Source organism: Treponema sp. Marseille-Q3903 (assembly GCF_014334335.1).
Classification (GTDB): Bacteria; Spirochaetota; Spirochaetia; order Treponematales; family Treponemataceae; genus Treponema_D.
This window is the reverse complement of the sequence record NZ_JACSEU010000001.1, coordinates 22,352-41,522: the sequence shown is the minus strand read 5'-3', so window position 1 is coordinate 41,522 and position 19,171 is coordinate 22,352. Positions and strand designations below refer to the sequence as shown.

24 protein-coding genes are annotated in these 19,171 nt (G+C 36.8%); 21 read left to right on the top strand and 3 right to left on the bottom strand.

What is annotated here, in order from left to right:
* Window positions 1–31: 31 nt before the first annotated feature.
* From H9I37_RS00260 to H9I37_RS00245, 4 genes are read left to right on the top strand one after another with little or no spacing between them, the layout of a single operon-like run.
* Window positions 32–733, top strand: a complete 702-nt coding sequence (locus tag H9I37_RS00260; RefSeq protein WP_222864157.1) for a hypothetical protein — start codon at window positions 32–34, stop codon at window positions 731–733.
* Complete coding sequence (locus H9I37_RS00255) at window positions 730–1,017, top strand: hypothetical protein (protein ID WP_187380491.1); 288 nt, start codon at window positions 730–732, stop codon at window positions 1,015–1,017. Before H9I37_RS00260 ends, H9I37_RS00255 begins: the two co-directional genes overlap by 4 nt.
* On the top strand, window positions 1,007–1,372 hold the full coding sequence (locus tag H9I37_RS00250; protein WP_187380490.1) for a hypothetical protein: 366 nt from the start codon (window positions 1,007–1,009) through the stop codon (window positions 1,370–1,372). The genes H9I37_RS00255 and H9I37_RS00250 overlap by 11 nt, the downstream gene beginning before the upstream one ends.
* 17 nt (window positions 1,373–1,389) lie before the next feature.
* Window positions 1,390–2,802 (top strand): DNA primase family protein, encoded by a 1,413-nt coding sequence (locus H9I37_RS00245; protein WP_187380489.1) that lies wholly within the window; start codon window positions 1,390–1,392, stop codon window positions 2,800–2,802.
* Between the two features lie 41 nt (window positions 2,803–2,843).
* On the opposite strand, the gene H9I37_RS00240 is transcribed toward H9I37_RS00245, so the two are convergent.
* Window positions 2,844–3,674, bottom strand: coding sequence for an IS3 family transposase (locus tag H9I37_RS00240; RefSeq protein WP_370586908.1), 831 nt, complete (start codon window positions 3,672–3,674; stop codon window positions 2,844–2,846).
* The gene (locus tag H9I37_RS00235) at window positions 3,671–4,012 is read right to left on the bottom strand and encodes a hypothetical protein (protein ID WP_187380488.1); all 342 of its coding nucleotides are present in this window, start codon (window positions 4,010–4,012) and stop codon (window positions 3,671–3,673) included. The genes H9I37_RS00240 and H9I37_RS00235 overlap by 4 nt, the downstream gene beginning before the upstream one ends.
* A gap of 860 nt (window positions 4,013–4,872) precedes the next feature.
* Here H9I37_RS00235 and H9I37_RS00230 point away from each other — a divergent pair.
* The 8 genes from H9I37_RS00230 (at window position 4,873) to H9I37_RS00195 (ending at window position 11,915) form a co-directional block, all read left to right on the top strand.
* Window positions 4,873–5,547, top strand: coding sequence for a hypothetical protein (locus H9I37_RS00230; protein WP_187380487.1), 675 nt, complete (start codon window positions 4,873–4,875; stop codon window positions 5,545–5,547).
* A gap of 822 nt (window positions 5,548–6,369) precedes the next feature.
* Window positions 6,370–7,578, top strand: a complete 1,209-nt coding sequence (locus H9I37_RS00225; RefSeq protein ID WP_187380486.1) for an RHS repeat-associated core domain-containing protein — start codon at window positions 6,370–6,372, stop codon at window positions 7,576–7,578.
* Between the two features lie 3 nt (window positions 7,579–7,581).
* Entirely contained in the window at window positions 7,582–8,052 is a 471-nt protein-coding gene (locus H9I37_RS00220; protein ID WP_187380485.1) for a hypothetical protein, read from the top strand.
* A gap of 542 nt (window positions 8,053–8,594) precedes the next feature.
* Window positions 8,595–9,986 carry an RHS repeat-associated core domain-containing protein gene (locus H9I37_RS00215; protein ID WP_187380484.1) on the top strand — a complete coding sequence of 464 codons (1,392 nt, stop codon included), beginning with the start codon at window positions 8,595–8,597 and terminating at the stop codon, window positions 9,984–9,986.
* Complete coding sequence (locus tag H9I37_RS00210) at window positions 9,986–10,264, top strand: hypothetical protein (protein ID WP_187380483.1); 279 nt, start codon at window positions 9,986–9,988, stop codon at window positions 10,262–10,264. The genes H9I37_RS00215 and H9I37_RS00210 overlap by 1 nt, the downstream gene beginning before the upstream one ends.
* Window positions 10,257–10,658 carry a hypothetical protein gene (locus tag H9I37_RS00205; RefSeq protein ID WP_187380482.1) on the top strand — a complete coding sequence of 134 codons (402 nt, stop codon included), beginning with the start codon at window positions 10,257–10,259 and terminating at the stop codon, window positions 10,656–10,658. The genes H9I37_RS00210 and H9I37_RS00205 overlap by 8 nt, the downstream gene beginning before the upstream one ends.
* 769 nt (window positions 10,659–11,427) lie before the next feature.
* Window positions 11,428–11,661: a type II toxin-antitoxin system RelB family antitoxin gene (gene relB / locus H9I37_RS00200; protein ID WP_187380481.1), complete on the top strand. Its 234-nt coding sequence runs from the start codon at window positions 11,428–11,430 to the stop codon at window positions 11,659–11,661.
* Entirely contained in the window at window positions 11,658–11,915 is a 258-nt protein-coding gene (locus H9I37_RS00195; RefSeq protein WP_187380480.1) for a type II toxin-antitoxin system RelE family toxin, read from the top strand. Before relB ends, H9I37_RS00195 begins: the two co-directional genes overlap by 4 nt.
* 117 nt (window positions 11,916–12,032) lie before the next feature.
* On the opposite strand, the gene H9I37_RS00190 is transcribed toward H9I37_RS00195, so the two are convergent.
* Complete coding sequence (locus H9I37_RS00190) at window positions 12,033–12,395, bottom strand: helix-turn-helix domain-containing protein (protein WP_187380479.1); 363 nt, start codon at window positions 12,393–12,395, stop codon at window positions 12,033–12,035.
* A gap of 487 nt (window positions 12,396–12,882) precedes the next feature.
* Between H9I37_RS00190 and H9I37_RS00185 the strand changes: the two genes are divergently transcribed.
* The 9 genes from H9I37_RS00185 to H9I37_RS00145 all read left to right on the top strand — a co-directional run bounded on the left by H9I37_RS00185 (window position 12,883) and on the right by H9I37_RS00145 (window position 19,163).
* Window positions 12,883–13,647, top strand: coding sequence for a ParA family protein (locus tag H9I37_RS00185; protein ID WP_187380478.1), 765 nt, complete (start codon window positions 12,883–12,885; stop codon window positions 13,645–13,647).
* Window positions 13,648–13,650: 3 nt separating this feature from the next.
* Window positions 13,651–14,166: a hypothetical protein gene (locus tag H9I37_RS00180; RefSeq protein WP_187380477.1), complete on the top strand. Its 516-nt coding sequence runs from the start codon at window positions 13,651–13,653 to the stop codon at window positions 14,164–14,166.
* 70 nt (window positions 14,167–14,236) lie between these two features.
* Complete coding sequence (locus H9I37_RS00175; RefSeq protein WP_187380476.1) at window positions 14,237–14,785, top strand: hypothetical protein; 549 nt, start codon at window positions 14,237–14,239, stop codon at window positions 14,783–14,785.
* An 86-nt stretch (window positions 14,786–14,871) separates the two neighbouring features.
* Window positions 14,872–15,174, top strand: coding sequence for a hypothetical protein (locus tag H9I37_RS00170; RefSeq protein WP_187380475.1), 303 nt, complete (start codon window positions 14,872–14,874; stop codon window positions 15,172–15,174).
* A 159-nt stretch (window positions 15,175–15,333) separates the two neighbouring features.
* A complete protein-coding gene (locus tag H9I37_RS00165; RefSeq protein WP_187380474.1) occupies window positions 15,334–16,167 on the top strand; it encodes an RHS repeat-associated core domain-containing protein in 834 nt (277 codons plus the stop codon).
* Between the two features lie 314 nt (window positions 16,168–16,481).
* Complete coding sequence (locus H9I37_RS00160) at window positions 16,482–17,333, top strand: NADase-type glycan-binding domain-containing protein (RefSeq protein ID WP_187380473.1); 852 nt, start codon at window positions 16,482–16,484, stop codon at window positions 17,331–17,333.
* A gap of 147 nt (window positions 17,334–17,480) precedes the next feature.
* The gene (locus H9I37_RS00155; RefSeq protein ID WP_187380472.1) at window positions 17,481–17,966 is read left to right on the top strand and encodes a hypothetical protein; all 486 of its coding nucleotides are present in this window, start codon (window positions 17,481–17,483) and stop codon (window positions 17,964–17,966) included.
* 279 nt (window positions 17,967–18,245) lie between these two features.
* Window positions 18,246–18,461 (top strand): hypothetical protein, encoded by a 216-nt coding sequence (locus H9I37_RS00150; protein ID WP_187380471.1) that lies wholly within the window; start codon window positions 18,246–18,248, stop codon window positions 18,459–18,461.
* Between the two features lie 303 nt (window positions 18,462–18,764).
* Entirely contained in the window at window positions 18,765–19,163 is a 399-nt protein-coding gene (locus tag H9I37_RS00145) for a hypothetical protein (protein ID WP_187380470.1), read from the top strand.
* Window positions 19,164–19,171: the final 8 nt, after the last annotated feature.

The window sequence follows — 19,171 nt, the reverse complement described above, 5'->3', positions numbered from 1 at the left end:
TATTTTTTCTGATTGGGAAATGTGCATCTATATGCAATATGAAAATGAAATTGAATCTGTTGCATATACTAGAACTGTGCTTGGAAATGTTAGAGTTGCGACTGGTAACAGTAGAAAGCTTGTTTGGAAAAGGACTATGCTTACTTCGGGGAATCTTACGGCTTTGTATACCAGAAAATCAAACTGGAAAAGAAATACGGCTTCAAATGGACTTATAACATCAGCTGGATTCAGTTCTAATCACATTTTCAGAACTGCCAGCGACAGCAAGAATTTTTCTGATGATTTTGATAAAAGAAGTTTCTTTTTCAGAAGGCATGAGGACCAGGAAGGAATTACTGCCAGGAACTCTCGTTCTAATAGAATGAAGAAGGAATATTCTGATGGTTGTTCATTTTCTGATTCTCTACAGCAGCTTCTTTTGATTATCCGTTCTGTATTCTCTAATGGCGACGCTTTGGATTCTTCAAGTCATGTTGCGGACTACAAGAGACTGCCAGAATCTGTTGTGGATGATAAAGAATTGATTATTCGCTCTGGAGATAATTTCCGTAGCTTTATTGATGAAGTTGATTTTGAGGCTTTGCCGTTTGCATCACGTTTATTCTTCAGAACTGTACAGACTGTAATAAGCGTTTGGGATTGGCTGCGCGGAAAGATTCGGGAAGCTAATAATGTTGTGACTTTGTTCTGTCCGATTGCAGATGAAATAACTTTGGAGTGCAGAATATGAAACGTATTTATAAGAATAAAACAAAGCTCAGGATTTTGATTGATACAAAATGTGATTTATCGGGCTATCAGACTGTAACGATTGCAGCTCGTAAACCGGATGAATCAGAAGTGACTTTTCCTGCAGTTGTAAAAGATGAAGAAGGTGGAGTGATTTTTTATGATGTGCAGTCTGAGGAAGATATTGACCAGAGCGGCTGGTGGAGCTTCTGGCCGGAAGTTATTTTTGATGATGACAGGACTGCACGTGGGATTTCTGTGAGGGTATTTGTTTATGAACGATGAGAAAGAAAAAAAGAAGAAGAAAAAGAAAAAAGAGCTTAAAGAGTTTTTATCTGAATCGGTGAGAGATGTTTCAAAAGATTTTATTCAGAAAATCAGTGACGATGTAAATGTATATAAAAAAATCAGAATGATAAATGGATTACCGCCAAATTTTGAGGCAGATGAATTTGCTTCCTGGTGGAACATCGGGAGATTCTATCTTTGCCCTGATGTTCTGACTTTGTTTTATGACCATTGGGATGAACTTTGCGAAGGAGACGGAGGACTGCTTGGAACTTTTGAAGATTCTCAAAAGAAAATGATCAGCATGTACAGGCTTGCTGTTGAAAACAACTTTATAAGGAAACGTGTATGAGCTCAAAATTTGAAGAGATGGAAAAGAAATCAATTGACTCGCTGGCTAGGACTATAAAGACAAATCTTTATATTGCCGGTGAGATGCAGTTTTCTGATATCACTAACAGAGATTTTTTTATTAAGGCATATTCTCAAAAAATCCGTTACTGTATTTCCTGGAATAAGTTTTTAATCTGGAATGGAACCTGCTGGCAGATTGATACTCGTGGACGGGTTGAAGAAATGTGCATTGACTTTATTCACAAGATGTACAGGGCTTTGCGAAGTATTGATGATTTACAGTTGAAGATTCTTTTTGAGAAGCATCTTGTAAGAAGTGAAAATTACAGACGCATTCAGGGAATGGTTGGACTTTTGAAAATGAGTAAGGATTTGAAGGTTGAAGATTTTGAGTTGGATAAGGATCATCTCCTCTTTAATACTCCGACTCAGACAATTAATTTACGAACTGAAAAAATAAGAGACCCAAGCAACAAAGATTTGATTACAAATAAAAGTAATTTTGTTTTTCAGAAGGATGCTAAATGCCCGACCTGGAATCTTTTTCTGCAGCAGATTTTTAATAAGGATAATGATTTAATTCACTTTGTTCAAAAAGCAATGGGATATGCATTAAGTGGCGATGTAAGCGAACAGTGTCTATTTATTTTGTGGGGAACTGGAGCTAATGGTAAATCTACATTCTTGAATGTGCTTCATCATCTTTTTGGTGACTATGCAAGAAGCACGATGATTGAAACTTTTATGAAGAAGAACAGCGAACAGAGTAATGACCTGGCACGTCTTAAAGGTGCGCGTCTTGTTACCACGAGTGAGATTGAACAAGGAAAACCTTTGAGCGAAAGCTTGATTAAAACTGTTACTGGTGAGGATGAATTGACAGCTCGATTTCTTTATGGGGAGTATTTTTCTTTTAAGCCAACTTTTAAGATTTTTATGGCGACAAACCATAAGCCGAAAATCCGTGGTGCTGATAACGGGATTTGGAGACGTATTAAGATGATTCCTTTTACTGTAACTATACTACCGGAACAAAGAGATAAGAAGCTTACGGAAAAACTGATTGCCGAGAATAGCGGGATTTTGAACTGGCTGATTCAGGGATATGCGATGTGGAAAAAGGAAGACCTTGAAGATCCGGATGCGGTTCGCCAAGCAAATGAGGAATATCGAATGGATATGGATGCGGTTGGAACTTTTGTGAATGACTGTCTTGAGTTGGATGCAGCTTTGCAGTGGAGACTGCATACTAAGATTTTATACGAGACTTACATTAAGTGGTGTGCGAAAAATAATGAACGGGTTATGTCACAGAAGTGGCTGGGGCTTAGGATGAGTGAGAAAGGTTTTAAGAGGCTGAGTTCTAATGGGCAGAGGTACTGGCTGGGACTGGCAGTGAAAATTGAGTGGAGAGGAATACAAAAATAAAGATTGTTATATTGAACTGACCCCATTTTTTTAGACAGTTGTTACGCACATTTTAGGCTGAAAGTCTTTGGTGATTTCCAGCCTAATTTTTTTTGTATGCGGTCCTTGTTATAGAACTGAATAAAATCAGTTATTAGTTCTTCCATCATTTGATATGAAAGCAAGCCATGTCTACTAACATTATAATATCCAGACTCTGCTTTCAGTGTACCGAAAAAGTGTTCCATACAGGCATTATCCCAGCAGTTACCGACCCGACTCATGCTCTGAATAAAACCTTTCTCGTTCAACAGTTTTCTGTATTCTGACGCTTTATAAGTATTTCCCTGATCCGAGTGAATCAGAGTATTAGAAATATTACATTTGTCACACAGACTGTTTATTGTATCAACAGCAAGTTCTGTATCAGCATGATTAGACATTCTGAACGCCAGAATCTCATTGTTGAATAAATCCATTACTGCGCTAAGGAATAACCATCCATTTTTTATTTTGAAGTATGAGATATCTGTCACAAGCTTCTGCAACGGTTTATCTGCAGAAAACTCCCTGTTAAGGATATTCTTAGGCAGATTGGCATCATTCTCCTTCAAAGTCTGATAATATCCCTTAGGAAACCGTCTTACACGGTTCTCTACATGAATCCCATACAGATTTGATACCCTCAAAATCCTTTTGTGATTCATTTTTATGCCAAACTGGAGTTTCAGGTAATGAGCTTTTACCTTAGCGCCAGCGTAGCGTAATTGTTTTTCAGGCAGCATTTTTATTATCTCTAGTGTTTCAAGGTCTTTGTCAGTTTTCCTTGTGTTATCTTTCTGATAATAAAATGTTGCTCGGCTTATGCCTGTAATCTTACAAAGAACGCTTATTTTGTATCCTTTTTTATGTAATTCTTTGATTGTTTCGATTGCTGTTTTTTTTTACTTTCTGGAAACCTTATTGCTTCGAGTTTCTTTGCATAAGCTTTCCAGTATTCAGCTTCTGTTTTGTAGTATTCAATATCCTTCTGTTCATCATCGATGATTATCTCGTTTCTGGTTTCCACAGGCAATCCTCTGCCGGTTCTTTGTTGCAAAACCCAATACCTTACGGTATCTCGCTGCAGTCCATATTTGGCTGCTAGAGTTCTGTAACCGACAACTCCTGCCTTGTATTCTGCCAAAACCTTTACTCTCAAGTCAATTGGATAAGGAATTGTAACTCCCATTTTCTAACCTCCAAAAAGTGTCTAACTTTTTGGGGTCAGTTCAGTGCCCCGCGGCAGGGGGGAAGGGGGAAACCTTTTGCGTGCCCACCGTTTTAAGTTGCGACACTCGCGGGAGACACATTATTTTTTTCACGACCAGTTTACAGCGCGAGGCTGACTTTTGGCGGCTTCTGCAAAAAGAGTGCTTACTGCAACTATGGGCCCGCCTGCGGAAACAGGCAGACCACAAAGCGTAGTGCTACTGCGAAGCAGATGCACGAAGCGACTGGGCTGACTGTGCTTGCATTGCTCCTTGCTTGGCCCGAACAAAGGCCCACATGCGAGCTTGCTAGTAAATGCAAACAGTGTGTGAACGAATGAGCAGAATGGAGCGGAACGAAGTGTAGCGGAATTATGCGAATGAGGAGCACTCTGTTTGCTACCTTTCTGGAAGACGGAACGTTGAGACTTCGCTAAGTGTAGTGAGTGGAAGCGGTACGTAGTACGGCTGGAACGAACGGCAATTAACGGCCCCTTTTTTTCTTGTAGTAATGGATTTACACACGATTGTAGTAAAGATTGTAGTAAAATAAAAACATCTCAAAGTAATTCAAAAACTGTCAGTTGCATAATTCCTTATACTGATATAAAATAAAGATATCAAATAGGGAAAGAAGTAGCACTGGATACTTTTGATATAATCTTGGTGACGACTGTTAATCCATGTGTCGCAGGTTCAAAACCTGCATCAGCCGCTTAAGACTTCTGATTGATTTCAGGAGTCTTTTTTTTATTTTAATTCAAATCATAAAACTCAAAAATAATTGCGAGAAACTTCAATAAATATTGATATTTTTTAGGAATTAAATTAGCATACGACTATGTCAAAAAGTATAATTGATCAGTTCTCGAATGGCTGTGTCCGCAGTCTAAAATCATGTTTTTTTATTTTATTTCTTTTGTTCAATTCGATTTTGCATGCGAAAGATTTGCAATCATTTGAATTTTATAATCAAGACTTGAAAGATATTGTTTATGTTCTTTCAATACGCAGTGGCAAATCGATTGTCTGTGATGATACTGTTGTTGGGATGGGGAATTTTTTGTATGTTGCCCAAAATAATGAAGAGAAAAGTTTTGATGAAATTTTTGACGCTTTTCTTTATGCAAACAAACTGTTTGTTACAAAAACAACATCTTTATGGATTGTTTCAAAAGTAAAAATTGACGTTACAAATAATAATAAAATTACTGTAAATAGTTATGAGAGTTCAATCTCTACGATTCTGGAAAAAATATCAGAAAAAATATCAAAATCAATTACATACGAAGTTTTGCCAACACACAAAATTTCGTTGCATATTCAGGATGTTGATTATTTTGATGCAGTAAAACTTATCCTGCAACCATATTCAGAATATGTTGTAACAGAGACAGCCTCTGGATTTCAAATAACAAAAAGGAAAGCAAATAATTATAAAGAAATTCAAACTGATGAAGAAAGAATCTGCGATATAAATTATTCAAACGGTTATTACGATATAAATATACGATAAATAAGGATAAGCCTGTGTTATATAAAAAAATATTTTTACTTATTATTTCATTACTTTTCTATTGTGCAGCACTCTTGATGTATGTTGTAACTCCATTTTTAATTGTGAGAAACTCGAATACCGTATTGTTTGATCCAAATATATTTTGTTGTATTTTTACTATGTTTTCATTTTTCTTTTTGTTTGGGAGATTACAGTTATCAAAAAGGATGAAATTTCCATACATAATTCTTTTTTTTATGACGTACATCACTTTAGTTCTTGGGAATAATAATATATTTGATTTTGTAGTAAAAAAATTAATCAAACATTATGAAAATATTAACATGATAGAATCATATCAATATGAACAATTGTGGAGTATATGGGCAAATGATTTATCAAGAAATTTAATGTATTTATTTGCAGTATTTTATAGCCTTTTGACAACATTGATTTATTTTATATTTGTTAAAATTTTAAGAAAAAAAAACAAAAAAGACAAGAACTCTGATACTATGCCCAAGTTCTTTTAGTTTTCAAAAACTTGAAAAATGCATTTTTTTATTTTCAGTTTATCAAATGAGAATTAAAAACCCCGTAGTTTTCGAAGAAAACTACGGAATCGCTACGCAAGCTCTAGAATGAAAAGCTTTCATCGAAGGAACAAACTTCCATAAAAGAAATAATTGTCAGGAGCTTTTTTGTTTATAAATACAATTCTTCCAAGATGAAAAACCGCAGGCCGCTTCGCCACATAACGTACATTCTGTTCAAACTTTTTACACTGATGTAAAAAGCTGTGCCGAAGCGATATTCAGGAAAAATAAGCAATCATTAGCGATGGTCGATAAGTTTAAGGCGGAAGCGGATGAGAACAAGCTTTCTGTAAATGAAGATATGGCAGAAAACAAGTTTCTTGACGCTGTCACTAAAGGAAAGTTAGCCGCAGTCCTCAACTATGCAGGGTTTGGTTTTGGAGATAGAATAACTACAATGCAGTTGTTTATAAAAGAAAGCTATGAGTATGACAGAAACGGCAACAGGATTAAGTCTGTCACTAAAAATGGGACAATCAATTACAACTATGATGAAGAAAACAGGCTTGTTTCCAGTGGCAGTAACGGCAGAGTTTGTATAAAATACACGTATGACAGGAATGGAAATATGCTGGCAAGGGAATCGGGTCTGAAGTTTGAAAAATATTCATACAGCAGCCGGAACAGGCTTTGCAGTTCACAGATTATAGATAAAAGGGAAAAAACACAATCAGAGAGCCGTTACGCATACGACGCATTCGGCAGGCGAATCCTAGTTCAAGACCGAGATGAGGCTTGTATGAAAAGCATCTACGACGGCTTTACTTTTGATATCATAAAACAAAGCCCGACGTTTGCAAACGGCATGTTTACAGACAGCAATGAGACAGGACTTAGAATAAGCCGCACAGGACGCCCGACAGGCGACCGCTACCGCTATCTTGAGGACGACAAAAACGACGGAAACAGATATTATAATATTGACGATGGCAGTTACAGGACTGTATCCGACAGGTTCAAGGGCAGCAGGAGTGCAGTTTATGTAAACGGAAGCATTGCAGCGCAGAACGCTGATGGAGATGTCTCATATTTCACGACAGACTTACTAGGAAGTGTGAGAGCGACTACAGACAATTCTGCCTTTGAGACAGACACATACACCTACGACGCATTCGGCTCACTTGTACAAGGTGACTTGAGTGGCGCAAAAGACTTAGGCTACTTAGGCAAACAGTTTGACAAGGCAACGGGATTGTACAACTACGGTTACCGAGACTACAAGCCAGATGTCTCAAGGTTCACGACAGTAGACCCAATCAAAGATGGGACAAACTGGTTTGTGTACTGCGATGGTGATTCTGTGAACTTTGTGGATTTGTGGGGGTTAAGCGCAAGTGATGGAGGTAGTAAAAAAACTTTAGTATTAATACTTAGAGAAACCGACGGAGCTGGAAATACATTTAATTCTGATAGTGTTGTTATAAAGGCATACGAACCGTCTGAACCGAAGTGACAGGTGGATTCTGTCTCTGGCAGTTTGCTTTCTTCATTCAATTATGCACAATATACTGCAAATCAAAATAAGGAACAGAAAGCTCTCTGGGGAAAGGCCACTTTTGTTGATGGGCTAGGAGAAAATTCATGCTTACTTGAAGTTGGAGTATATAGCATTTCATCTGAACTGAATAAAACTTCAAGTTTTGTATATGCAAATGTATCATTAGATATATTAAGTGCATCGTTTAATTCTTCAGTGATTGATGGAGGCTTAGGATTTGGCGCTGGAGTAAATGGCGCCTCCATTAGTGGAAAAATGGGAGTTCAATTTAATTTATTTGGATATGATATAAATGTAAATATTGGAGGAGCAGCAGGGTTGACGGCAGGTATTGAAGGAAAATTTGACATTTCAAGCGGTGTCGTTCTTGATTTTGGAGCAATATTAAAACCACGTTTAGAAATTAATTGGAGCAAAAAAGGTAAATGAAAAACTTAATAGTATTTTTTCTGATTTCCATAATAAATGGCATGTTAGATTTTTTTTTATATAAATATAATGCTCAAAATTTTCAAACGAAAGATTTTATGAAACTGCTTATATTATATTTATTTTCTCTTATTACGTATTGGTTCTTTTTTTGTTTTTATTTTGTAGAAGAGAAAATCAGGAACAAAAAAAACAGTATTAGTATAGTTGCAATTATCTTTTCAGTATTAGCATTACTTGTTTGTGCTATCAATATTGTTAATAATCCAATACTTTTTTTTCCTATGATGTATATAATTCCTTTGTTAGGAGTTTCAATTTATTGGCAGTTCTTAAGGAAGTAAATAAATTTTTGTTTTTTAATATAAATACAAATTCGTCAAATGAAATTGTCTAAAAACTGGGAACGGAAGAGGACATAATTTATCCTCTTTAAACTTTTTAAATTTGGTATTGACTAAAGGCAAATTTTAAACAGGCTTGTTTCCAGTGGCAGCAACGGCAGAGTTTGTATAAAATACACGTATGACAGGAATGGAAATATGCTGGCAAGGGAATCGGGTCTGAAGTTTGAAAAATATTCATACAGCAGCCGGAACAGGCTTTGCAGTTCACAGATTATAGATAAAAGGGAAAAAACACAATCAGAGAGCCGTTACGCATACGACGCATTCGGCAGGCGAATCCTAGTTCAAGACCGAGATGAGGCTTGTATGAAAAGCATTTACGACGGGTTTACTTTTGATATCATAAAACAAAGCCCGACGTTTGCAAACGGCATGTTCACAGACAGCAATGAGACAGGACTTAGGATAAGCCGTACAGGACGCCCGACAGGAGACCGCTACCGCTATCTTGAGGACGACAAAAACGACGGAAACAGATATTATAACATCGATGAAGGAAACTACAAAACTGTGAGCAGCCGTTATGTTGGAGAGAGAACGCTTATAAATGTAAACGGAGTAGCCGCTGCCCAAAACGCTGACGGGAATATCTCATACTTTACGACAGACTTACTAGGAAGTGTGAGAGCGACTACAGACAATTCTGCCTTTGAGACAGATACATACGCATACGACGCATTCGGCTCACTTGTACAAGGTGACTTGAGTGGCGCAAAAGACTTAGGCTATCTAGGGAAGCAGTTTGACAAGGCAACAGGATTGTACAACTACGGTTACCGAGACTACAAGCCAGATGTCGCAAGGTTTACGACCCAGGACCCAATCCGTGATGGAATGAACTGGTATGCTTATTGTGGTGGAGATCCGATAAATTACATAGACGAAAATGGATTAGAAGCCACAGATAAGAAGAAGCCTGCTATTTATCCAACTGCAGGCAATGCTTTTAATCTTGATTTTGGTCGAGATTATTCTAACATGGCAGTTCAAAATTTTAAGAATGGGCATCCAATTCTTGGTACAATTCAAATGTTGGATTCAGCTTGCGAAATTGTATATGACTTGGCTGCAGCATATGAATGTGCTCAAGGTATAGGTGCTGCCATTGAAGGTGTAACAGCGTTAGTATCTACAGGTTCTGTAAATTCTGGTATAGAGACTATAAAAAATTATGGTCCTATGAACAAAGGACCATTACCTGATGGAATGGCAAATACTTTTAGGGGTGGATCTTATAGCCAAGTAACATTACAATCTGATTTAACTTTATATAGAGTTTATGGCGGAACAGCAGAACAATTAGGTAGCTATTGGACTAAAACTGCTCCTAAAGGTCCTCTACAATCTACAATAGATTTAGCATTAAAGCCAGAATGGGGTAATACAGCAGAAAATGTTGTAAAAATAAATGTCCCTGCTGGAACTACTATATTTGAGGGCTTTGCAGAAAGTCAAGGAGGTTTTCTTCTTGGTGGTGGAAGTCAGGTTGTAATTCCAAATGTAGATCCTAGTTGGGTGGTAAAATAATGAACGGTTTTGAAAATATACAAATAAGTTCTCCAGATGAATTAAAAAAAATATTTCTTTTGATAGCTCAGAAAGAAAAAGAAGGTAAGATTACTCAAATAATAAATGAAAATGATTTATTTTGTACTAAAATTAGTATAAGTGAAATTTTAGATAAGAAAAAAAATCCAGATTTTATCAGATATTATTTTCAGGATTTGATAGACAACAATAAATATTTACTATCAGTGGAAACATATCATGGAATTGGAGGCTCTTTAGAAAAACTTGATGGATAAAAAACTATATTACTGTGATTACTGGCAAAAAAAAAGTATTTCTGATTATACATATTGTTTGTCTGATTTAATATTTCAGAATGAAAAAGATACTTCTTTAGCTCAAATTCATGGAATAATATTATTTAAGGATTCTGTTCTTAAATATACAAAAGAAACGCTGTCAGTTTTTGAAGAAGAAATCAGAGGTGTTATAAGAAATGTCTATAAAGAAGCAATTATAAAAATCTGGTATTATAATGAGGATGATTCTAAATTTGATGTAGAACATATTCCAAGCAGATTTGCTATTACTATTCAGGTTTCAGAAGGAATAAGTAAGACAAATGTTTTATTTTTAAATGATTTAGAAAAATGTGTAATAAATCTTATTAAACAATACAATTTTTCTTAGACCTTGAAGTTTTTTGACAAAAAACTTCAAGGTTGCTGCCGCAGGCTCCCGAACAAAAGGCTTTCCCCGGAGAAACAATCTTCCGTCAAAGAAAGCACGTCGGGAGCTTTTTTTTTGTTCATAAAAACAGACCTTCCAAAATGAAAACCGCAGGCCGTTCCGCTGCCGTCCGTGGCAGCTCCACTAAACAGAATGTGCGTTATATGCAGCAGCCATCCTGGCTGCAGTCCGCTCCGCCATATAACGTACATTCTGTTCACCTGCTAATCGTCCAACTGAAAATCATGACTTACAAAAACTGCCGGCTGGCGGATTATTTTTCCTTACGTTAAAAGCTTTAGGTTCTGAGCCTGTCCAGACTCCGCAAGATAAAGAAATGTATACAAGCGAAGAAAACTCATGGTTATATAAGGAATTAGCTGCAAACGCACCCCCTCACTGTATACAACTTAAAAAAACACGGAAAATGCCATCCGCCGGCCGGTGCTCCCGCCATTTTCACGGTGATGCAAGCGAAGGTGAACAGAACACGCATTATTGCTCAGCAAGCAGGACGCACAGATGACAATAATGCGTGTTCTGTTTAAGCTTTTTACACGGATGTAAAAAGCTGTGCCGAAGCGATATTCTGGAAAGATAAGCAATCATTTTGTACTATGCCCTGCGGGAGCGACTTTTGCATTTTCCTGGCGGAAAATACAAAAGTTTAAGAAAATACTTGACGATAGAACAATGGATGTAATACAATGTATTACATAAGGAGGCGAATATGACTAATTCAGCAGTAATTAATTTCAGGTCAAATCCTCAGAGTAAAATCAGAGTTGAACGTCTCGCAAAATTAACTAAAAGACCGGCATCATTTTATTACAACTACCTTCTGGACGAATACCTTGATGACCTTGAGGACCTTTTTCTTGCAGAAGAAGTAATAAAGAATGTAAGAAGCGGAAAAGAAAGAACCTACTCACTTGCCGAAGTTGAAAGCGAGCTTGGTTTATGAAAGTAGAATTTACAGAAACAGCATTTAAAACCCTTAAGAAGCTTGACGGAAGTGTACAAAAGCAGATTTTAAAATATGTACATGAGGTTTCGGAATTGAAAAATCCACGGGATCGAGGTAAAGGCCTTTCGAGTAATCTAGCAGGCTTGTGGCGTTACCGTGTCGGCGACTGGCGGCTTATATGTGAAATAAAGGATGATAAGCTTTTGATATCAGTCCTTCGCATAGGGCACAGAAGCGAAATCTATGATTAAAATGAAAACTGGTCTAACTGGGCAAAACTGGTTCTGACCAGTTTTTTTGTTTTAAATGCAGTAAATACAAGGATTTAGTAAAACCGGGCAGAAAATCCGGAGAAGAAAGAGAGGCAATTATTTTTCTGCAGCTTTCAGGAACATATCAATTGTTTTAAGAAGAGATTTCTGGTCTGCTTCAGAAAGAGTTTCAATTTTTACAAGTCTTTTTGTAAGTCTGAGAGAAGGTTTTTCTATTTCTGAGTCTTTTAATCCAAGAATCTCATCAGAAGAAGTTTTCAATGCTTTTGCAAACCTGATGATCATTTCATCTGAAAGATGCAGGCGGCCTATTTCATAATCTGAAATCTGATACTGATTAATTCCGATTAATTCGCCAAGTTCAATCTGCGTAAGTCCGCGGGATTTTCTGATGCGGGAAATGTTTTCACCGATTGAAAGATTAAGCTCTGGAAGTTTTTCTTTTCTTGGATGCGGCATAACAATATTATATATCAATGATTGACAAGTATGTTATAATAAAATAAAACAAAACTTAAGAATATGGCTTGACACAGTTTGTGTTACCGACCGTAAAAACAAAAAGCCCTGAATCTGAATGCAATCCTGGCAGATCCTTTCAGAAACAGAGCCCAAAACACAACGGAATGAACCGTCATATTTATTATATTAACATAAAAACGTTTATTTTAAAAGAGGCAGTCCGTTTCGCAAAAATAAAGGAGGACTTGCCATGTCTGCACAGAACACTCCTGCCTTTTAGGTTACAGACCTGTATGAAGCAGCTTATCTTGTTCTTTCAGGCTGCAGCCTTGAAAGAGTTTCATGTATTCCCATTTCCAGAACACTTTCCTGCCGGTTTGATTTTTTCGGCGAGAATGTCGCAGAGCTTTTAGAACAGTTTCGTTCACGAAGCAAAGAAAAGCTATGAACGCGAAATGAGGAAAGCAAGGACGGGGGAAGAAGCATGAAGACAATAGCCGTAGTACAGAGAAAAGGCGGCAATAGAAAAAGCACTTCCTGCCTGAACCTTGCAAGATGCCTTTCACTAAAAGGGAAGAAAGTTCTTATCGTAGATCTTGATGACCAGAAAAATTCAACACAGTCAATTCTGTTTGAAAATAAAATCGTACACACTGTAGATGAAGTTTTAGTCAATGACGAGCTTTTCGTAAAGGATGCTTTTACCGCTACAGACTGGGAAGGAGTAAAGGTAATTGCCGGAAGCTCGAACTTTAGCGGCGTTATAAGGGAACTTGACGGCGAAGTCGGAAGTCATCTTGTACTTAAAGAAAAGCTTGATGAAGTAAAAGTTGATTTTGATTTCTGCCTTGTAGACACTTCTCCATCCTTAAACATTCTTGTAGTAAATGCACTCTGTGCAGCTGATTTTGCATTCATTCCGCTTTCATCAAAATACTTTTCCCTACAGGGACTCGGCCAGTCTCTGGAAAGCATTTCAAAGGTGAAGAAACGGCTCAGCCCGGATCTTAAAATTCTTGGAATTGCGTTTGTAATATATGACGCGCGTGCAAGTCTTTCAAAAGAAGTAGTTTCAAAGGCCTCTGAAGAATATAAGGATTACGTCTTAAAAAGCGTTGTAAACCAGAACGTCAGAATTGAAGAAGCACAGACTGCAAGAATGACAATCTTTGACTACAAAAGCACAGACAACGGAGCCGTGCAGTACGAAGCTTTATGTGAAGAAATCCTTTCAATAATGGAGGCATAAGTTATGGCAAAATCATTTTTGAAAGATTACAAAATCGGGAAAGATATCATAGACAATGTTGAGGAAGAAAACTTTCCGGTCGTTTCAAAAACAGAAGAAAAAGAAACAGAACCGCCGTCAGGCAGTCAGAAAAAGGATTCTGCAGTTTCAGAAGAAAGTTCTGCAGAAGAAAAAACTCCTGATAAAAGGGCAAAAATCACTGTAAGAAAAGAAGGTCTTTTTAGAGTCTTTGAAACAGGCGGGACAAGCTACAGAATCGGAGGCGTAAAGCCGCTTTTTGTTACAAGTCTTCGCGTGAACATTCTGGCGGGAAACGGCAAAGTAAGCTACTATGATTCAATAGACCTTTACGCAAGCCGCGGCCGCGCAGGCTTTGCACAGGGGCTTTACAGAACCTGGGGAATAAGCCCCGAGCGCGTTGAAATGGACCTTATAAAAATCCTTGAGCTTTTAGAAAAAGAACGTGATGAACGCCTTTTAGCTAAGAGCCACTCGCAGAATACGGAGCTTACCGAATAGGAAAAAGCGATGGCTTAAGCCTTCTCCGCGACAGAAATCTTTTCCGAAGGATTACAGACGACATGAGAAGATGGGCTATGTTGGAGAAGAACTGAACAATATTCTTCTATATCTCTGCGCATCAAGCCATAAGCTTGATGACCCGATAATCGTGCTTATTATCTCGCAGTCTGCAAGCGGAAAAAGCTACCTTGTAGATATAGTCCGCCGCCTGATGCCTCCTGAAGAAGTAGTTGCAGTAACAAGCCTTTCAGATCAGGCCTTGAACTACATAGATGACCTTATGCACAAGTTCATGATTCTGGGTGAAGCAGTTCATTCAGATACGATTGAATATCAGATAAGGGAAATGCTTTCGGGAAAAGAGTTGAGCCGTCTTGTAACGGTAAAGGATCCGGAAACCGGAAAAATGCAGAGCGAGGTTGTGCGAACTCCTGTTGTTGTTTCAAGCGTAATGAGCGGAACGAACAATGCAATAACCCCTGAAAACGCAAGCCGCTGTTTTGTTGTGAATACGGACGAAAGTGCCGAGCAGACAAGGCGAATTCAGGAAAATCAGAGGTACAAGTATTCCCTGGCAAAACTTAAAACCGGAAATGAAGAAAAGGAAAAATCATAAAGACCCACAGGGCTGCTCAAAAACTACTTCGTAAAGTGAACATCGTAAACGATTTTGCTCCATACTTAAACTTTCCGGTAAAGCTCATGCGTACAAGACGTGACCACGACCGCTTTATGGATTTAATCGCCCGCGTGTGCTTTCTCCGCCAGCATCAGAAAAAGGAAGAAACTGAAGACGGCATAAGTTTTATAAGGTGCGACCTTGAAGATTACAGCATTGCATACAAAATCATGGTCGAAGGAGTCCTTTCAAGCACGATGAGGGAACTGCCGGCCGGAGTGCAGATTCTTTACGAGCAGATGAGAGCTCTTGCAAGAAGCGAGGCGGAAAAACAGGAACTTTCCGTAACTGAAATCAGCATGACTCAGCGTCAGATAAGGGAATAACCGGCCAGAGTCAGACTGCAGTAAAGTACGCAGTGCGCCAGCTTATAGACTTTGAATATATCAATGTCGTAAAAGGCGGGGGGAGAGACTTCTCCCTCCTTTTCCAGTGGCAGTAACGGCAGAGTTTGTGTAAAATACACGTATGACAGGAATGGAAATATGCTGGCAAAAGAATCCAGTTTGAAATCTGAGATGTATTTATACAATAGTCAAAACAGGCTCTGTGAGAGCGTTGTGATTGACCGCGAAAACAAGATACAGTCGGTGAGCCGTTACGCCTACGACGCATTCGGCTCACCAGTTCAGGGAGACCTGTCCGGAGCTGCGGACTGCGGCTATCTAGGGAAGCAGTTTGACAAGGCAACAGGATTGTACAACTACGGTTACCGAGACTACAAGCCAGCTGTCTCAAGGTTCACGACAGTAGACCCAATCAGAGATGGAGCAAACTGGTTTGTGTACTGCGATGGAGATTCAGTGAACTTTGTGGATTTGTGGGGGCTGGAATTAACATTAATTCTCAATAAAAATAGCTTAACTCTAGAAGTTGTTTATAAGATTGATGGAAAAATTCAAGATGTAATGTTTATAAAAGGTGATAATAATAACTTATTAAAATCTAAAATTACAACAGCTGTAAAACCATGGGATAATTCTGTTGATGTCGATACGAGCCGAACCACTAGTTATGGGAATACTCCTAAAAGAATGCCTGATGGAGAATGGAAAATAACTGGAATAAAAAAGAACCCTACAAACAAAGGAAGTTATGGTGAAACTTGGATAACAACAAATGCTCATCAACAAGAGCCGTATCCTGATGGTACATCAAAAGAAGGTGGAGGCTATCAAATTCACTTAACCTCAACTACAAATACTGACGGCTGTCTAGGAATACATGATGAACTGTTAATGAATCAACTAATTGATTTTTATTGTAAAAATGAAGAAAGCGATCATGGTAATGCAAAACTAATAGTAAAAAATAAATAAAATATGGATGCAAAAATGAAAAGACATGTTATATCGATAGTTTTAATATTATTTAATTCAATTGTGTATTTGCTCAAACTCCAAAAGAATTATATCCGTCTGATTTTAAAGATTGTGAAAGATTAATTTTTTCTGAAACGAATAAAGAAACTAATGAAATATTTTATTGCTATAATGAATATAAAAATAAACAACGTTATTTAAGAATAATTGGATTAAAGGAAAATGCAGTTACTCGTAATATTTGTTTACAACTTGACGTAGATCCCGATATAGCCGAGTATTTAAAAATTGGAGATGATAATATTCGTTTTGTGATAAGCGGCATTGAAGGTTATGAAGATTACTATGTTGACCTGGTGAAAAATTCTTATAAAGTGTTAAGCAGGAAAACAAACGATGAATTCTGGGCAGATTTTAAAGATGTTCCTTTTGGAAAGGAATTTACAAATACAAATAAAAAGATAATTGTTATAAAACCATATAGCATGGAAGTTGACAATAACCAGCAGAGAGGGATTTTTTTTAAGGAAAACGGCCAGTACTTTTTTGAGACAGATACCCAAAAGTATACAGTTCTTTTTACACAATTTTATAATACATATTTTCTAACACTCTTAAAAAAATCTGCTTCCAATAAGTACAAATATAGTAATGATGCTGAACAATTTTATAAAACTTTTCTTTACGGATACAAAGAAACTCCAGCGCTGAGTGGAATAGAAGTAAAATCTCCTGATGATTATGTAATTGAAACTGATTCTGGTAATAATAAAATTGAATACAAGCCGAACAGTTTTTTTGATTTAAGTCAGACCCCATGGGCAATATCTTCAAAATCTGATAAAAAAATTATCAATGGAAGAGTAAAAAAATATAATAATAAGATATTTCCAATAAATCATCTTGTTATAGTAAATGGATTTGTTAATGCTGAAAAACCATATCTGTACTCCCAGAATGCGAGGGCAAAAAAGATTTTAATTAAGACAAAGTCTTTTTCTTTCGAAGCAGAACTGGAGGATACTGGAAATTTTCAATTAATAAAACTTCCAGACACAATAAATGATGCTGATATATCTATAAGAATCTTATCAAGTTATGAAGGCTCAAGATATTCCGATATTGTTATATCCGGCATTTACTATTTTGTTCCTTTGGACTAAGGTCATGAGATAGTTACATGCGGTGGTGTGAGGAAGATTTTATAAAATGAACAATTATCTTATGTTCTTTGTAAAGCTGTAATAGGAGCGATTGTCGGTGGTATTACCGGAGCAGCGATTAATCTTGCAGTACAGACGGCCTCCAATATGATTAATGATCAAAGTTTTGGGGATGCCGTTAGAAGTGTTGATGTTAAATCCGTCGGAGCTGCATTTTTGGGGGGTGCAGTTACTGGAGCTATAACTTGTGGAATGAGTTCAATAAAAGCTGTAGGAGATGTAATAAAAGTTTATGAGGTAGCAAATACGGCTTTAAATGCAGCTGCTAATATGGCAGGAGTCTCTGTTGGCACAGTAGCGGATAATGCAATGCATGGTAATAAATTGACTGAAAGCGTCGGTCTGAATACCGCTATCGCAGGCATTGCTGGAATTATAACAGGGGCAACGGTAACAACCGGAGCAAAAGTGACTTATAAAGCTTATGTGACTGATAGCGAGGCTTCGAAAGTAATGTATCTATCAAAGAAAGGATTAACGGATATTACTAAGAATGAAGCGACAAAAGGTATATTTATTGGGGTATGGCAAGAAATCTTATCCGATTTACAATTACAGAATAAAAACAAATGAGGAGATAATGATTAAGATCATAAAAAAGATTGGATTCTATTTATTAATTCTTAGTTATGGAGTTTTTGTTTTATATGTAGCAAAAAGATATACTTTTATATTTGATTTGTATAGCATTACCTTGAAAATGGTAAAAAACATTCAATTCTCAAGATTTATATTATTTCTACTTATTTTAGCATTGCCGGAAGGTTTATTAATATGGACATATAGGAAGCTTTTTAATTACTAAGCAATAAGACAGCTTAGTGTACAAAATTAAATTCACGGGAGGTATTTGTGTCGCTGTTGGTTAATGGTTATTTAAAAGCAAAACAACTTGAAAATTACAATGGTCCGCAGCGAGATGTTGCAAATTCTGCAATTATAGGACAAAATGTAGCTAATCCAAAAGATAATGAAAACTACGTTCGTTTACCGGATTCTGAAGCTGCTTTTCATCAATTAGATGCTGGTTCAGAGATAAGTAAATATGTGTCGAAAAAAAACAGATAAATTAAATGGGGGTAAAGCTGAAATTATTTGGAATAATAGCAAGAATGAATTAGTCACAGAGCCAAAAGTCAGAGGTACTTATAATTACGGAAATAATAAACTTACACATACTGTAAAAGATGTCATACCATGATTATTACTCGGGGCAGGAAAAGCCGATCTTTCAAATATGGGTGACAGACTTTTGGATACGCTAAAAAAGGAATATTTAGTAGAAGATGTATATTGTAGTTAATCCAATGAATATATTTGCAGCTCCTGCCGTAACATCTATTCAGTTTATTCAGTAAGTGGATTAAAGATATGGATAAAAAACTATATTATTGTGATTACTGGCAGAAAAAAAATATCTCGGATTATTCGTATTGTTTGTCTGATTTAATATTTCAGAATGAAAAAGATACAACTTTAGCTCAAATTCATGGAATAATCTTATTTAAAGATTCTATTCTTAAATTTAAAAAGGAACAGATATCTGTTTTCGAAGAAGAAATCCGAGATATTGTAAGAAATGTTTATAAAGAATCAATTATAAAAATTTGGTATTACAATGAGGATGATTCAAAATTTGATGTAGAACATATCCCAAGCAGGTTTGCAATTACTATACAAGTTTCAGAAGGAATAAATAAGGCAAATATTTTATTTTTGAATGATTTAGAAAAATGTATAATAAGTTTTATTAAAAAATGTTCTTCTTAGGCCTTGAA

Excerpts from the sequence above, each read along its gene's own strand:
- H9I37_RS00180 (WP_187380477.1), top strand. The coding sequence starts at position 13,651 with ATGGCAAAATCATTTTTGAAAGATTACAAAATCGGGAAAGATATCATA.
- H9I37_RS00195 (WP_187380480.1), top strand. The coding sequence starts at position 11,658 with ATGAAAGTAGAATTTACAGAAACAGCATTTAAAACCCTTAAGAAGCTT.
- H9I37_RS00185 (WP_187380478.1), top strand. The coding sequence starts at position 12,883 with ATGAAGACAATAGCCGTAGTACAGAGAAAAGGCGGCAATAGAAAAAGC.
- H9I37_RS00170 (WP_187380475.1), top strand. The coding sequence starts at position 14,872 with ATGCGTACAAGACGTGACCACGACCGCTTTATGGATTTAATCGCCCGC.
- H9I37_RS00210 (WP_187380483.1), top strand. The coding sequence starts at position 9,986 with ATGAACGGTTTTGAAAATATACAAATAAGTTCTCCAGATGAATTAAAA.
- H9I37_RS00165 (WP_187380474.1), top strand. The coding sequence starts at position 15,334 with ATGCTGGCAAAAGAATCCAGTTTGAAATCTGAGATGTATTTATACAAT.
- H9I37_RS00260 (WP_222864157.1), top strand. The coding sequence starts at position 32 with ATGCAATATGAAAATGAAATTGAATCTGTTGCATATACTAGAACTGTG.
- H9I37_RS00255 (WP_187380491.1), top strand. The coding sequence starts at position 730 with ATGAAACGTATTTATAAGAATAAAACAAAGCTCAGGATTTTGATTGAT.
- H9I37_RS00230 (WP_187380487.1), top strand. The coding sequence starts at position 4,873 with ATGTCAAAAAGTATAATTGATCAGTTCTCGAATGGCTGTGTCCGCAGT.
- H9I37_RS00250 (WP_187380490.1), top strand. The coding sequence starts at position 1,007 with ATGAACGATGAGAAAGAAAAAAAGAAGAAGAAAAAGAAAAAAGAGCTT.
- relB (WP_187380481.1), top strand. The coding sequence starts at position 11,428 with ATGACTAATTCAGCAGTAATTAATTTCAGGTCAAATCCTCAGAGTAAA.
- H9I37_RS00215 (WP_187380484.1), top strand. The coding sequence starts at position 8,595 with ATGCTGGCAAGGGAATCGGGTCTGAAGTTTGAAAAATATTCATACAGC.
- H9I37_RS00145 (WP_187380470.1), top strand. The coding sequence starts at position 18,765 with ATGGATAAAAAACTATATTATTGTGATTACTGGCAGAAAAAAAATATC.
- H9I37_RS00175 (WP_187380476.1), top strand. The coding sequence starts at position 14,237 with ATGGGCTATGTTGGAGAAGAACTGAACAATATTCTTCTATATCTCTGC.
- H9I37_RS00205 (WP_187380482.1), top strand. The coding sequence starts at position 10,257 with ATGGATAAAAAACTATATTACTGTGATTACTGGCAAAAAAAAAGTATT.
- H9I37_RS00155 (WP_187380472.1), top strand. The coding sequence starts at position 17,481 with ATGATTAATGATCAAAGTTTTGGGGATGCCGTTAGAAGTGTTGATGTT.
- H9I37_RS00190 (WP_187380479.1), bottom strand. The coding sequence starts at position 12,395 with ATGCCGCATCCAAGAAAAGAAAAACTTCCAGAGCTTAATCTTTCAATC.
- H9I37_RS00225 (WP_187380486.1), top strand. The coding sequence starts at position 6,370 with ATGGTCGATAAGTTTAAGGCGGAAGCGGATGAGAACAAGCTTTCTGTA.
- H9I37_RS00235 (WP_187380488.1), bottom strand. The coding sequence starts at position 4,012 with ATGGGAGTTACAATTCCTTATCCAATTGACTTGAGAGTAAAGGTTTTG.
- H9I37_RS00245 (WP_187380489.1), top strand. The coding sequence starts at position 1,390 with ATGGAAAAGAAATCAATTGACTCGCTGGCTAGGACTATAAAGACAAAT.